Origin of the sequence: Herbaspirillum huttiense (assembly GCF_004367745.1) — a bacterium.
Lineage (GTDB): Bacteria > Pseudomonadota > Gammaproteobacteria > Burkholderiales > Burkholderiaceae_D > Herbaspirillum > Herbaspirillum huttiense.
The window spans coordinates 1880881-1895159 of sequence record NZ_CP037993.1; the positions used below are offsets into that span (position 1 = coordinate 1880881).

Here is a 14279-nt window from a genome sequence, read left to right on the forward strand (position 1 = left end):
GTTTTTGCGGTAAATGTGAAGGATCTTGCCAAGCACCTGGCCCCTGGAGGCAATTTGCACGTTGGCTGGAAAAATCTTTCCGAACTTTTTTTTGCGGCTTGCAGTCGTACAGGTGGTTGAACTGTTCCTTCAACCTCCCTCTTGATAGGGAACTTGCCCGCAGTTCATTGGCTGCGGGCTTTTTTTCGTCCCTCCGACGGGAAAGCGAAACTGCGTGTCTTTACCGTGTTTTCGCAGCGGTGCGGACTACTTCCCCCCATGCCCCTTCACCACCGCAATCATGGCCCCGAACGCCGGACCCATATTGGCTTCCAGCGTGGGATACATGCGCGAGATGCTGCCATCCAGGTACAAGGCGTCACTGCATTTGAGCTCATCACGAAGGAAACTGGCGAAATCGTAAAAGCTGATCGGATTGCGCGCGATGGCCAGCGTGACGATGCCCGCCGCATCCAGGCACACTGCATTGCGCACCACCGTATTGGCTGACTCGGGATCGAAGCGCGGATTGATCTTGCCGTCCACGATCATCAGCGGACCAGATTGCGTGGCGTAGCGCGTCACGCCATTCCACAGGCCCAGTTCGGCTTCATAGTCGGAGGTCTCGACGATGTAGGCCTGGCGCTCGCTCAACACGAATACCCCATTGGGCTGCAGATAGAAATTGCCATACGCGTTCTTGCGCGTATTGAGGCGGCGCAGCTGGTTGCCGCCTTCCACGTACAGCCCCAGCGGTTGCAATTGCTTGTCGTAGATGCCGGCATTGGTGGCGCAGACCATCTCCTGTCCCTGGCTGCGCAGATGCGCATCGAGCCGGCTGAAGTTGCCCAGCGGCGTGCCAGCGGCATCCTTCCAGTACATGCGGATGGTGTCGCTGCGCGGATCAGCGCGGCAGGTGCTGATGAAGACCTGGTGATACTGGTACTGGCGCACCTCGGCCGCCTGTGCCGGCGGGCTGCCCGATCCCAGCAGCAGCGCCGGTACCAGGCCGGTCAATGCGAGCAGGCGCAGCAGTGTGCGGCGGAAACCAGGGGCAGGGAGGGAAGGGGAGCGAAGCATCGAAACCAGGTCTTGTTCTGCGGGAATGCGGAGGGCGAGGCGGTATTGTAAATGGCGCAAGCCGGGCTTGCCACGGGAAAACGGATTCTGGCCGCAAATCCAGTCCCATCAAGACTTTGCAGGCGATGCACCGAATTCGCTCATGCTGCAGTGCAGTTCTGCACCGAATATGGGAAAATGAAGAAAAACAGCATGAAATGTGCGAAAAATCGAAGACCACAGCGCATTAATGATGGGGTTTGACGAAATTTCAAAAAAAAGTTGCCCCATATGACGGCAGTGTTACACTCTGCCCCCATGTTGCGGCCAGCCTCCCGTAAAACGGGGTCAGGTATCCACAACCCTACGCGCGCCGGCCTGCTGGCCAGGTAACGGCGCCTCTTGAATCCGTTCCATCCTGGAGGAAACGACAATGAAGTTTGCAAGCCGTCTGACCAAGATCGCCCTGGCCGCCGCCACCTTTGCCGCCTTCGCCGGCGTGGCTCACGCCGAAACCGTCAAGATCGCGATCGCCGGTCCCTTGACCGGTGCCGTGGCCCAGTACGGCGACATGGTCAAGGCCGGTGCCCTCACCGCCATCGAACAGATCAACGCCGCCGGCGGCGCCAACGGCAACAAGTTCGAAGCCGTCATGATGGACGACGCCTGTGAACCCAAGCAGGCCGTGGCCGTGGCCAACAAGATCGTCAGCCAGGGCATCAAGTACGTGATCGGTCACGTCTGCTCCGGCTCCACCATTCCCGCCTCCGACATCTACGAGAACGAAGGCGTGGTCATGATCACCCCGTCGGCCACCGCTCCGCAGCTGACCGAAGCCAAGCCGCACAAGTTCATCTTCCGCACCATCGGCCGCGACGACCAGCAAGGTCCTGCCGCCGCCCGCTACGTGATCGAGAAGCTCAAGCCCAAGAAGGTCGCCGTGCTGCACGACAAGCAGTCCTACGGCCAGGGCGTGGCCTCGTCGGTGAAGTCGGCGCTGGATGCGGCCAAGGTGCCGGTGGTGGTGTTCGAAGGCATCAACGCCGGTGACAGCGATTACTCGGCCATCGTCACCAAGCTGAAGTCGCAGGGCGTGGACTTCGTCTACTTCGGCGGCTATCACCCGGAAATGGGCCTGATCATGCGCCAGGCGCGTGAGCAGGGCGTCAAGGCCGTCTTCATGGGCCCCGAAGGCGTCGGCAACAAGGACATCACCGCCATCGCCGGCCCTGCCTCCGAAGGCATGCTGGTGACCCTGCCGGCCGACTTTGCCGCCGATCCGGCCAACGCCGCCCTGGTCAAGGCCTTCGCCGCCGCCAAGCGTGACGCCAACGGCCCGTTCCAGATGCCGGCCTACTCGGCCGTGAAGATCATTGCCGATGCCATCACCGGTGCCAAGTCCACCGATCCGGACAAGGTCGCCGCCTACATCCACGGCAACAGCTTCAAGACCCCCATCGGCAACGTCGAATACGACAAGAAGGGCGACCTGAAGGCCTTCAAGTTCGTCGTCTTCACCTGGCACAAGGACGCCACCAAGACCGAAGCCAAGTGATTCGCCCCGAATCGCTGGCCTGACTGTCTGACCTGACGTCAAACCGCGAAATGCCCCATTGCAGTCGGAATGGGGCATTTCCACTTTATGGGTTCCCTCATGAATGAATTGCTCCCTCAACTGACCCAGCAGCTCGTCAACGGGCTGTCGCTGGGTGCGATCTATGCCTTGATCGCCATTGGCTACACCATGGTCTACGGCATCATCGGCATGATCAACTTCGCCCACGGCGAGATCTACATGATCGCCTCCTACGTCGGCCTGGTGACCTTGACCGCCATCGGCGTGCAGTCCGGCTATCCCTTGCCGCTGCTGCTGGGCGGCGCGCTGATCGTCTCGGTGCTGGTGACCGGCCTGTACGGCTGGACCGTCGAACGCGTGGCCTATCGCCCGCTGCGCGGCGGCCCGCGTCTGGTGCCGCTGATCTCGGCCATCGGCATGTCCATCTTCCTGCAGAACTACGTGCAGATCGGCCAGGGCGCACGCGACATGTCGGTGCCGGTGCTGATCTCGGGCGCGCTGGAATTCCAGATGGGCAGCGACTTCACGGTCACCGTGCCGTATTCGCGCATGGTCATCGTGGGCGTGACGCTGGTCCTGATGGTGGCCCTGACCCTGTTCATCGCGCGTTCGCGCATGGGCCGCGCCTGCCGCGCCTGCGCTGAAGACATGGGCATGGCCAACCTGCTGGGCATCGATACCAACAAGGTGATTTCCTTCACCTTCGTATTGGGCGCGATGCTGGCGGCGGTCGGCGGTGTGCTGATTGCCCTGACCATCGGCAAGCTCAATCCCTACATCGGCTTCATCGCCGGCATCAAGGCCTTCACGGCGGCGGTGCTGGGCGGTATCGGCAGCATTCCCGGCGCCATGCTGGGCGGCGTGCTGCTGGGCTTGGCCGAGACCTTCGCGGCCGGCTACCTGCCTTCCGAATACAAGGACGTGGTGTCCTTCGGGCTGCTGGTGCTGATCCTGCTGTTCCGTCCCACGGGCCTGTTGGGCAAGCCCGACATCGAAAAGGTCTGAGCCCGCACGGCTCGACGGACAACGACATATTCAAGGAGGCGTGATGCCTGAGACTTTCAAGAATGCCGTGGCGGCGGCGCTGGTGACCGCCGTATTGACCATCCCGCTGCTGGGCATGCAGCTGCAGCTGGAGGGCTACCGCGTGGTCCTCAACACCCACTGGACCCCGGTGCTGGTGGCGGTGCTGGCCGTGTTCCTGTTCCAGCTGGCCAGGCCTGCGCTCGCGCGCACCAGCGCCGGCATCAAGCTGCCGGCGCTGCCGCGCATGCAGCCGGGCCAGCAGCGCGCAGCCGTGCTGATCCTGCTGATGGCCGCGCTGGTGTGGCCCTTCTTCGGTTCGCGCGGCTACGTCGATGTGATGACCCTGGCGCTGATCTACGTGGTGCTGGGCCTGGGCCTGAACATCGTGGTCGGTTTCGCCGGCCTGCTCGACCTGGGCTATGTGGGTTTCTATGCCGTGGGTGCCTACACCTATGCGCTGTGCAACCAGTACTTCGGCCTCTCGTTCTGGGAATGCGTGCCGCTGTCGGCTGCCGCCGCCGCACTGTTCGGCTTCCTGCTGGGCTTCCCGGTGCTGCGCTTGCGCGGTGACTACCTGGCCATCGTCACGCTGGGCTTTGGCGAAATCATCCGCCTCTTGCTCAACAACATGACCAGCCTCACCGGCGGCCCGGATGGCATCTCCGGCATCCCCAAGCCGACCGTGTTTGGCGTGGTGATGGCGCGCAATCCGCTGACCGAGGATGGCACTACCTTCCACCAGTTGCTGGGGCTGACTTACCAGGGGGGGCACATGGTGATCTTCCTGTATTTCCTGGCCTTGCTGATGGTGCTCTTTACGTATTTCGTCACCAGCCGCCTGTTGCGCATGCCCATGGGCCGCGCCTGGGAAGCCCTGCGTGAAGATGAGATCGCCTGCCGCTCGCTGGGCATCAACCCGACCCGGGTGAAGCTCTCGGCCTTCACGCTCGGTGCCGCCTTCGCCGGCCTGGCCGGTTCCTTCTTCGCCGCCCGCCAGGGCCTGGTGACGCCGGAATCCTTCACCTTCATCGAATCCGCCCTGATCCTGGCCATCGTCGTGCTGGGTGGCATGGGTTCGCAGCTGGGCGTGATCCTGGCGGCGATCCTGCTGACCGTGCTGCCGGAACTGGCGCGCAGCTTCGCCGAGTACCGCATGCTGATCTTCGGCCTGGTGATGGTGCTGATGATGATGTGGCGTCCGCAAGGACTGCTTCCTGCAACCCGTCCGCACGTGGAGCTGCCGCAATGAACCCGTCCGTGAAAACCATGCTGGAAGTGTCCAACCTGTCGATGCGCTTCGGCGGCCTGCTGGCCGTGGATGGCGTCTCGCTGGCCGTGCAGGAGCGCGAAGTCTTCGCCATCATCGGTCCCAACGGGGCCGGCAAGACCACCGTCTTCAACTGCATCAGCGGCTTCTACCAGCCGACCTCGGGCGAGATTGCGCTCGATGGCGTCTCCATTGCCCGCCAGCCTAGCCACCAGGTGGCGCAGCAGGGGCTGGTGCGCACCTTCCAGAACATTCGTCTCTTCAAGTCCATGACCGTGGTGGAGAACCTGCTGGTGGCGCAACACCAGCAGGTCAATACCAACCTGCTGTCGGGGCTGCTGAAGACGCCTTCCTATCGCAAGTCCGAGCAGGAAGCGTTGCAGCGTGCGGCCTACTGGCTGGACCAGCTCGGCCTGACGGCGCTGGCCAACCGCGAGGCGGGCACGCTCTCGTATGGCCTGCAACGCCGCGTGGAAATCGCCCGCTGCATGATCACCAAGCCGCGCCTGCTGCTGCTGGATGAACCGGCGGCCGGCCTTAACCCGCAGGAGAAGCAGGAGCTGTCGCAACTGATCGACCGCCTGCGCCGCGAACATGGCGTGGCCGTGCTGCTGATCGAACACGACATGAGCCTCATCATGGGCATCTCCGACCGTATCCTGGTCATGGAGCACGGCAAGCCCATCGTCACCGGCACCCCCGAACAGGTGCGCAGCGACGAACGTGTGATCAAGGCCTACCTGGGAGAAGAATGATGCTGCAGTTTGACAAGGTGCATACCCACTACGGTGCCATCGAGGCCCTGCACGGCGTATCGCTGACGGTGGAAAAGGGTGAGATCGTTACCCTCATCGGTGCCAACGGTGCCGGCAAGACCACGCTCCTGATGACGCTGTGCGGCCGTCCGCGCGCTTCCAGTGGCCGCGTACTCTTCGAAGGGCAGGACATCACGCAGCTGCCGACCCACGAGATCATGCGCCGCGGACTGGCGATCTCGCCCGAAGGCCGGCGCGTCTTCCCCAGCCTGACCGTGCTGGAAAACCTCAAAATGGGCGCCTTCTTCGCCAGCAATGAGGACATCGAACGGGGCATCGAGTACGTCTTCGGACTCTTTCCGCGTTTGAAGGAACGCGCGGCGCAGCGGGCCGGGACCATGTCCGGCGGCGAGCAGCAGATGCTGGCCATCGGCCGCGCGCTGATGAGCAAGCCGCGCCTGTTGTTGCTGGACGAACCCACGCTGGGCCTGGCCCCGCTGGTGATTGCGCAGATCTTCGAGATCATCCGTACCATCCGCGAGAGCGGCGTGACCGTGTTCCTGGTCGAGCAGAACGCCAACAAGGCGCTGGGCGTGGCCGACCGTGGCTACGTGCTGGAAAACGGCCATGTGGTCATGTCCGATACCGGTGCCAACCTGCTGGCCAACAGCGACGTGCGCAAGGCCTATCTCGGCCACGGCTGATACCGGCAGCGACGCCACCCGATCCACGGCCCGGCCATGCACATGGCCGGGCCGTGTCGTTTCCAGTATCCTGAAAAGCTGCTGCGCCCTTTGCTGCAGAGCAGCAACAAAGTGCGTAGAATACCGGCCCATCCTGGCCCCGGCGCGACGGCGCGGCACCTTGAGCGTGCTTTGGGGGCCTTTCATTTGGACGACGACATGACACACCCCACACGCCGCCGGGTACTCAAAGTGGCGGGCCTGATGGCAGGTGCCGGCGCTGCCGGCCTGTTCTGGTCCCTGCCGCACCGGGTTACGGCACAAAACAATCCGGCGACCGTGCCGGTGGACGATTTCCTTCAGGTTTCCCGGCAACTGACTGAACGCCAGGATTTGAGCCCCAAGCTGTGCGCGGCTTTGCTGCTGGCCCTGTCCAAAACTGAAAAAGACCTGGCACCTCGCCTGCAATCGCTCAAGGGCCTGCTGCAAGCCCAGCCGGCGCTGCTGCAAGCCGAGCGCCTGGCCTTCCCGGCCGAGCAGGGTGACAGCGAAAAGCTGGCCCGCGTCATCCTCGGTGCCTGGTACGACGGCGTGGTCGGCAAGGGCAAGAACGCCCAGTACGTCACCTACATCAATACGCTCTCCAACGGACTGGTGAGCGGCAAGCTGGTGCCGCCCAGTTTTTCCTATGGTCCCTGCGGCAGCTGGTCGCGCCAGCCCTGATTTGCGAGAGTGACATTCATGAGCAATCCCAATTCCGCCGACGTGGTGGTGATCGGTGCCGGTGTGACCGGCGCCTTGCTGGCCACGCGCCTGGCCAAGACCGGCAAGTCGGTGCTGCTGCTGGAATCCGGCCCGCGCATGGGCCGCGACCAACTGGTCGAACGTTTCCGCAGTTCGGCTTTCAAGTCCGACTTCATGGCGCCGTATCCGTATTCGCCGCTGGCACCGCACCCGCGCTATACCCCGGAGCCCAACGGCTATCTGCAGCAGAAGGGGCCTCATGCCTTCAATGCGCAGTACATCCGCATGTTCGGCGGCACCAGCTGGCACTGGGCGGCGCAGTTGTGGCGCTATGTACCCAACGACTTCCGCCAGCACAGTCTGTATGGCGTCGGCAAGGATTGGCCGATCAGCTATGACGACCTGGAAGACTATTACTACCAGGCCGAGGTCATCGCCGGTGTCGGCGGTTCGCCCGAGAGCGGCTCGCCGCGCAAGCATCCTTTTCCGATGGAGCGGGTGCCGGCCTCGTGGCTGCAGCAACGCGTGACGGCCCGCCTGGCGCCGGAATTCACCGTGCTTGACGACAGCACCGGCCGCAACAGCCGCAACTATGACGGCCGTCCGGCCTGCTGCGGCAACAACAACTGCATGCCGCTGTGTCCCATCGATGCCCAATATCACGGCGGGCTGGCTGCGCAGCAGGCTGAAGACAGCGGCGTGCAGGTCATCACCGAGGCCGTGGTCTATCGCCTGGAACATGACGAAAAAGGTCGCATCGCCGCTGTGCATTATTACGACTGGAACAAGGTCAGCCACCGCATCACCGCGCAGACCTTCGTGCTGGCCGCCAATGCCATCGAGACCCCCAAACTGCTGTTGATGTCAGTGAGCGACAAGTTCCCGCAGGGGATCGCCAACGCCCGCGACAATGTCGGCCGCAACCTGTGCGACCACCCGGCCATCGGCGTGACCTTCGATGTGGATGAAGAAATCTGGCCCGGCCGTGGTCCGGTCAGCCCTTGCTCCATCGGCCAGTTCCGCGATGGCGATTTTCGTGCGGAGCACGCGCCGTTCCGCATCGATATTTCCAATGCCTCGCAGGTGGCCTCGGTGACCAAGGAAGTGCTCGCCGAGGGTTACTTCGGCAAGCGCCTGGAAGAGCAGATCCTGTTCCGCGCCGCACGCCGCCTGAGCATCAAGAACGCGCTGGAACAACTGCCGGACCGCAACAACCGCGTGACCCTGGGCGACAAGAAGGATGAACTTGGCCTGCCCGTCCCGGCCCTGTACTGGAACGTGGACGACTACGTCGTCAAAGGCACCGAGAAGACCCGCGCCGCCTACGACGCCATCGCCGCCCGGCTGGGTGCGACCAACATCAAGCACAGCAAGAGCGGGGCGTTCTCCAATCGCCAGCACATCACCGGTACGCTCTCCATGGGCCTGGACCCGGCCACCAGCGTCACCGACGCCTGGGGCCGCGCACACGACCACGAGAACCTGTTCATGGTCGGCACCGGCGTCATGCCCACGGTCGGCACCTGCAACGTCACGCTGACCGCGATGGCACTGGCGCTGCGCACGGCCGACAAGATCATCGAGGAGAGCCGCCATGCGTAAGCCGTTCAAGCGCCTGATGGCGATGCTGTCCTTGCTGGGAGTGGTCGCGCTGGCCCATGCGGCCGATGATGCGCAGTTGATCAAGCGCGGCGAGTACCTGGCCATCGCCGGCGACTGCGCTGCCTGCCACAGCGAGAGGGGACGCGCCCCGTTCAGCGGCGGGCATCCGATCAGCAGTCCCCTTGGCACCATCTACAGCACCAACATCACGCCCTCCAAGACCCACGGCATCGGCCAGTACACGCCGGAGCAATTTGCCGCTGCCTTGCGTCGCGGCGTGCGTGCCGATGGCAGCAACCTGTATCCGGCCATGCCCTATACCGCCTATGCGCGGCTGAACGATGAGGACGTGGCGGCGCTGTACGCCTACTTCATGCAGGGCGTGCAGCCGGTGGACCAGGCTCCGCCGGCGACGGCGCTGCCGTTCCCGTTCAACATCCGCATGTCGATGAAGGCGTGGAACTGGCTGTTCCTGGACACCAAGCCCTTTGAGCCCGACCCGGCGCAATCGGCGCAGTGGAATCGCGGAGCCTACCTGGTGCAGGGCCTGGCCCATTGCAGCACCTGCCATACGCCGCGCAATGTGCTCATGGCCGAGCAACTGGAGCGTCGCCTGCAAGGGGCCTCGCTCGGCACCTGGTACGCGCCCGACATCAGCCCCGCTGCCTTGCAGGCCAAGCCGGCCTGGACCCGCGCCATGCTGGCCGAGTACCTGGCCAGCGGCCACGCCGCCAATGGGGCCACCGCCGGCGGACCGATGCTGGAAGCCATCGAAAAGAGTTTCTCGCGCATGACCCGTGAGGATCTGGATGCAATGGCCACCTATCTGCTGCCGGCCAGTCCGGCCGAGCCGGCTCCGGCGTCCGCGACTGCGCCGGCTGCTGCCGTCCCTGCGCTGACCCCGGTGCAGGGCGACGATACGCCCCAGGCGCTGGCCGCCATGAGTGTGGGTGCACGTGTCTATATGAACAATTGCGCCTCCTGCCACAACACCGGCGGGCAGGGCCTCAATGGACTGCCGTCCTTGCAGCAGCATCCGCTGCTGCGCCAGCCCAATGCCGACAACGTGGCCATGGCCATCCTCGAAGGCGTGCTGCCGGAGCACGGACAAGGCATGATCGGCTTTGCCCATACCTTGAACGATGGCGAGATTGCGGCGGTGACCAACTACCTGATGCAGGATCTGGGCGGCAGCAAGGTCAGCATCAGCGTCGAGCGCGTCAAAGCCTTGCGGGCCGGCGGTGAGCCCTCGCCGCTGTTGTGGGTGGCGCGCGGCGGCATGGTGCTGCTGGTGCTGGTCCTGCTGGGTGTGGCGCTCTGGTGGCGTCGCCGCAGCAAGTCAGGCACGGCTGGCTGACGCCATTGGAAAGACCTTCCAACGCGCCTGACATGTCATACCAGATGCCGCCCGCTTGCTCCGGGCGGCTCTTTTTTTGTGCTGCGTGGCGGCTTTTGCGTGGCAATGGTCTGCTGCGAGTGACATTCGGGATTGTTTCGGGCTATCCTCGACACTCGATGAGGAAAAGCATGAAAAAGATTTCGCAGCACCTGAAGCAACTGGGCATGGGCAGCCTGCTGCTGGCCAGCGCCTGGATGATTCCCGCTGCGGCACACGCGGACCGGCTCGGCGAGATCCAGGAGCGTGGCTCGCTGATCTGCGCCACGCTGGCCAGCAATGAGCCGCTGGGTTTCCCCGATCCGCAGAGCGGCCAGATCGTCGGTTTCGATGTGGACATGTGCAGTGCCATCGCCGCCAAGCTGGGCGTCAAGATGCGACAGCGCAGTTTGACCGTGGAAGCCCGTCTGCCGGCGCTGATCCAGGGCGAGGTTGACCTGGTCTCGGGCGCACTGGGCTATACCCGCGAGCGGGCGCGCCAGATCGATTTCACGGCTTCGCATTACCAGACGCCGATCAAGCTGCTCGTGTACAGCGATTCCGGACTGAATCTGGTATCCGACCTGGAAGGCAAGCGTATCAGCGCCAATCGCGGTTCCACCCCGGAGCAGGCGGTGCGGCGCGTACTGCGCAAGGCCACCTTGCTGACTTTCCCTGAGACCCCGCAAACCTTCCTGGCGCTGGCCCAGCGGCAGGCCGATGCGATGGCCGTGGCCATGCCCTCGGGGATCCGCTTCGTCAACGAATCGGGCGGACGCTTCCGCTTCGTCGAAGGCGCACTGGCCTGGGAGCCGACGGCGCTGGGTGTCAAGAAGGGCGAGCACCGACTGCTGGACGCCGTCAACAAGGCGCTGGCCGCGCTGGAAAAGGACGGCGAGATCGACGCCATGTGGATCAAGTGGTTCGGTCCCAAGACCAAGTTCAATATTCCCCGCGACAAGAAGCTGACGCCCATTTCGGCATTCCGCCACGCGGGCTGACGGCATCATCCGATCCGGGCGCTGCGGCGTCCGTTTCCTTTTTTGGTTTCCTCGCGCACGGACAGCGCAACAGAGCGATAGAGCAGGTTCATGGCAGTCACTTCCGCATCGTCTTCCACTTCCCCCGATCATGATGGCCTGCCGCCGCGCCAGCGGCTGCTGGCCATTGCCACGGTGGTGCTGGGCCTGAGCATCGCGGTGCTCGACGGCTCCATCGCCAATCTGGCGTTGCCGGTCATGGCCACCGACCTGAAAGCCAGCGATGCCGATGCCATCTGGGTCATCAACAGCTACCAGATCGCCATGGCGGTGTGCCTGCTGCCGCTGGCTTCGCTGGGCGAAGTGATCGGCTACCGGCGCGTCTACCTGGGCGGCTTGTTCCTGTTCACCCTGGCCTCGCTGGCCTGCGCGGCCAGCGGCGACATGCTGCAACTGAGCCTGGCGCGGGTGCTGCAGGGGCTGGGGGCGGCTGGCATCCTGTCGGTCAATACCGCGCTGATCCGCTTCATCTATCCGGCCCGGCAGCTGGGCCGGGCCATCGGCTACAACGCGCTGGTGGCCGGGACCGGCAATGCGCTGGGGCCCACCGTGGCCGGAGTCATCCTGCATCTGGGCTCATGGCACTGGCTGTTCCTCATCAATATCCCGCTCGGGCTGGCGGCGCTGGCCGTGGGCAGCCGCGCCTTGCCGTTCAATCCCTTGTCGGCCCGCCGTTTCGATCGCCAGTCGGCGCTGCTGTGCATGGCCTTCATCGGCTTGCTGCTCTACACCATCGATGCCATCGGCCACCTGCAGGGCGGCTGGGTGGTGGCGGGCTGCGCGCTGCTGACCGCCATCAGCCTGGCATTGCTGCTCAAACTGCAGTCGCCGAGCGCGCCCATGCTGCCGCTGGACCTGCTGCGCATCCCCTTGTTTGCCTTGTCGATCGGGACCTCGTTCTGCTCCTTTGCAGCGCAGATGGCGGTTTTCGTCATGTTGCCCTTCATGCTGCAGAATCATCTGGGTATGGGCGCCGCGCGCGCGGGCATGCTGCTGACGGCCTGGCCGGTGGCCGTGGCGCTGACCGGGGTGGTGGCCGGCAAGCTGTCGGACCGCGTCGCTGCCGGTTTGCTGGGCGGGATCGGGCTGGCCGTGATGTGCCTGGGATTGCTGGCCTTGTTGACAGTGGACCGCAGCACGCCCGATGGCCTGATGCTGGCGATGTTTGCGGTGTGCGGTATCGGCTTCGGACTGTTCCAGTCGCCCAACAACCGCACCATGATCAGTGCCGCGCCGCGTGAACGGACTGGCGGAGCCAGCGGCATGCTGGGCACGGCACGCCTGACCGGGCAGACCGTCGGGGCGTCGGTGGTGGCGATGCTGATGGGGTTCTCGGGCTCGCCGTATGCGCTGGTCCTGTGCTTTGCCGCCGCCCTGGCGGGCGCGGCCAGCCTGGTCAGCCTGTCGCGGCTGCGTTATTGACGGGGAGGGCGGGGCAGGGCGTCGGGACCGGGTTTGCCGGGCTTACAGCGCCGGTGCCAGCGTCTGGCCATGCGCATGCTGGTGCGCGGCATGGGCCGCCACGGAGAGCGCCATGCTGAGATAGTTTTCGCTGCGGCGGCGCTGCTGCGCCTGCTGCTGTTCCAGCGCAAACAATTGCTGGTAGAGATTGCGGATCTGCTGCTGCAGCAACTGGCGCTGCTGCTTGCCATCCCGGTTGCCCGGGAAACGCGCCAGGGACTGCGCCTGCTGCTGCAGGAGCAGGATGCGGTGGCTCAATTGCGCCACCAGCTCGGCGGGGTCATGGTCCAGCGTGTCTGCCACTGCGACTTCAGCGTGGGCAGGTTGTTCTTGTTCATACGCGACGTTCATGCGAACTCCAGCCCACAGGGGCGCAAGGATTGCAAGGGGACTGCGATAGTGCCTTCGCTTTGTTTTACGGCAGCCACGCGGACATCTTGAGCCACGGAAAGTAAAAAAAGTAAAAGGCGCAGTCCCCGTCAGGGGGCTGCGCCTTTGACATGCGGGCGGCCTCAGGGCGGCCCGCAGTGGCTGCGGTCAGGGGATCAGATCACGCCACGGCGCATCTGGTCCAGCTCGATGGATTCGAACAGGGCCTTGAAATTGCCTTCGCCGAAGCCGTCATTGCCCTTGCGCTGGATGATTTCATAGAACACCGGCCCGATCAGGTTCTGCGTGAAGATCTGCAGCAGCAGGCCCTGGCCATCGGTGGGTGCGCCGTCGATCAGGATCTTCAGTTCACGCAAGGCAGCCAGGTCTTCGCCATGGCCGGGGATGCGGCGTTCCACCAGGTCATAGTAGGTAGCGATGGTGTCCTGCAGCGGCACGCCGCGGGCGTAGAGGGCACGCACGGTCTGGTAGATGTCGTCGGTGCCCAGGGCGATGTGCTGGATGCCTTCGCCGTTGTACTGCTTGATGAATTCCTCGATCTGCGACTTGTCGTCGGCACTTTCGTTGATGGGGATGCGGATCTTGCCGCAGGGGCTGGTCATGGCGCGCGAACGCAGGCCGGTGACCTTGCCCTCGATGTCGAAATACTTGATCTCGCGGAAATTGAACAGGCGCGTATAGAACGACGACCAGGTGTCCATCGCGCCGCGCATGACGTTGTGGGTCAGGTGGTCGATGTAGGTCAGGCCCACGCCCTTGGGATTGCGCTCCACGCCAGGGAAGAACTGGAAGTCGACGTCATAGATGGAGCCATTGTCGCCATAGCGGTCCACCAGATAGAGCAGCGAGCCGCCGATGCCGCGAATGGCAGGAATGTTCAGTTCCATCGGGCCCAGCTTGGCTTCCACGCCTTCGGCACCGAGTTCGAGTGCACGTTTGTACACATGGGCCGCATCCTTGACGCGGAAGGCCATGGCGTTCACCGAAGCCCCGTGCACCTGGGCGAAGGCGGCGGCATTGCTGCCGGGTTCGCCGTTGAGGATGAAGTTGATCTGGCCCTGGCGATACAGGGTGACATTCTTGGAGCGGTGGCGCGCCACGGCGGTGAAGCCCATCAGCTCCAGCACGGCGGCAATGCCGGCCGGATCGGCGGCGGTGTACTCGACGAACTCGAAGCCGTCGGTGCCCATGGGATTGTCGAACAGGTCGCCGCTGGCGCGGACAGGGGAATTGGCGGCTGCGGTGGCGAACTGGGTGTCTGCGTGGCCCATCTGGTGTCTCCTCGTGTGGGGAGGGCCGGCAAGCGCGGCCCATGCGAGGAG

13 protein-coding genes are annotated in these 14279 nt (G+C 64.1%); 10 read left to right on the plus strand and 3 right to left on the minus strand.

Annotated elements, in window-relative coordinates; translation table 11 throughout:
- Window positions 1–246: 246 nt before the first annotated feature.
- Complete coding sequence (locus E2K99_RS08380; protein ID WP_039790369.1) at window positions 247–1059, minus strand: phosphodiester glycosidase family protein; 813 nt, start codon at window positions 1057–1059, stop codon at window positions 247–249.
- Window positions 1060–1471: 412 nt separating this feature from the next.
- Between E2K99_RS08380 and E2K99_RS08385 the strand changes: the two genes are divergently transcribed.
- From E2K99_RS08385 to E2K99_RS08430, 10 genes are all read left to right on the plus strand, one after another.
- Window positions 1472–2593 (plus strand): branched-chain amino acid ABC transporter substrate-binding protein, encoded by a 1122-nt coding sequence (locus E2K99_RS08385; protein ID WP_088754101.1) that lies wholly within the window; start codon window positions 1472–1474, stop codon window positions 2591–2593.
- A 99-nt stretch (window positions 2594–2692) separates the two neighbouring features.
- Window positions 2693–3619: a high-affinity branched-chain amino acid ABC transporter permease LivH gene (gene livH / locus E2K99_RS08390; RefSeq protein ID WP_034350126.1), complete on the plus strand. Its 927-nt coding sequence runs from the start codon at window positions 2693–2695 to the stop codon at window positions 3617–3619.
- A gap of 43 nt (window positions 3620–3662) precedes the next feature.
- Entirely contained in the window at window positions 3663–4889 is a 1227-nt protein-coding gene (locus E2K99_RS08395) for a high-affinity branched-chain amino acid ABC transporter permease LivM (RefSeq protein WP_039790365.1), read from the plus strand.
- Window positions 4886–5662, plus strand: a complete 777-nt coding sequence (gene livG / locus E2K99_RS08400; RefSeq protein ID WP_134221947.1) for a high-affinity branched-chain amino acid ABC transporter ATP-binding protein LivG — start codon at window positions 4886–4888, stop codon at window positions 5660–5662. Before E2K99_RS08395 ends, livG begins: the two co-directional genes overlap by 4 nt.
- Window positions 5662–6366 carry an ABC transporter ATP-binding protein gene (locus tag E2K99_RS08405; protein WP_134224057.1) on the plus strand — a complete coding sequence of 235 codons (705 nt, stop codon included), beginning with the start codon at window positions 5662–5664 and terminating at the stop codon, window positions 6364–6366. Before livG ends, E2K99_RS08405 begins: the two co-directional genes overlap by 1 nt.
- 198 nt (window positions 6367–6564) lie before the next feature.
- Window positions 6565–7068: a sugar dehydrogenase complex small subunit gene (locus E2K99_RS08410; protein WP_134221948.1), complete on the plus strand. Its 504-nt coding sequence runs from the start codon at window positions 6565–6567 to the stop codon at window positions 7066–7068.
- Between the two features lie 18 nt (window positions 7069–7086).
- Window positions 7087–8691, plus strand: coding sequence for a GMC family oxidoreductase (locus tag E2K99_RS08415; RefSeq protein ID WP_039790359.1), 1605 nt, complete (start codon window positions 7087–7089; stop codon window positions 8689–8691).
- Window positions 8684–10048 (plus strand): cytochrome c, encoded by a 1365-nt coding sequence (locus tag E2K99_RS08420; protein ID WP_134221949.1) that lies wholly within the window; start codon window positions 8684–8686, stop codon window positions 10046–10048. Before E2K99_RS08415 ends, E2K99_RS08420 begins: the two co-directional genes overlap by 8 nt.
- Window positions 10049–10218: 170 nt before the next feature.
- Window positions 10219–11067 (plus strand): ABC transporter substrate-binding protein, encoded by an 849-nt coding sequence (locus E2K99_RS08425; protein ID WP_134221950.1) that lies wholly within the window; start codon window positions 10219–10221, stop codon window positions 11065–11067.
- A gap of 90 nt (window positions 11068–11157) precedes the next feature.
- Window positions 11158–12528: an MFS transporter gene (locus tag E2K99_RS08430; protein WP_134221951.1), complete on the plus strand. Its 1371-nt coding sequence runs from the start codon at window positions 11158–11160 to the stop codon at window positions 12526–12528.
- A 42-nt stretch (window positions 12529–12570) separates the two neighbouring features.
- Here E2K99_RS08430 and E2K99_RS08435 read toward each other — a convergent pair whose 3' ends face one another.
- Window positions 12571–12918: a FlxA-like family protein gene (locus tag E2K99_RS08435; protein WP_134221952.1), complete on the minus strand. Its 348-nt coding sequence runs from the start codon at window positions 12916–12918 to the stop codon at window positions 12571–12573.
- 194 nt (window positions 12919–13112) lie between these two features.
- Complete coding sequence (hppD, locus tag E2K99_RS08440) at window positions 13113–14228, minus strand: 4-hydroxyphenylpyruvate dioxygenase (protein WP_134221953.1); 1116 nt, start codon at window positions 14226–14228, stop codon at window positions 13113–13115.
- Window positions 14229–14279: the final 51 nt, after the last annotated feature.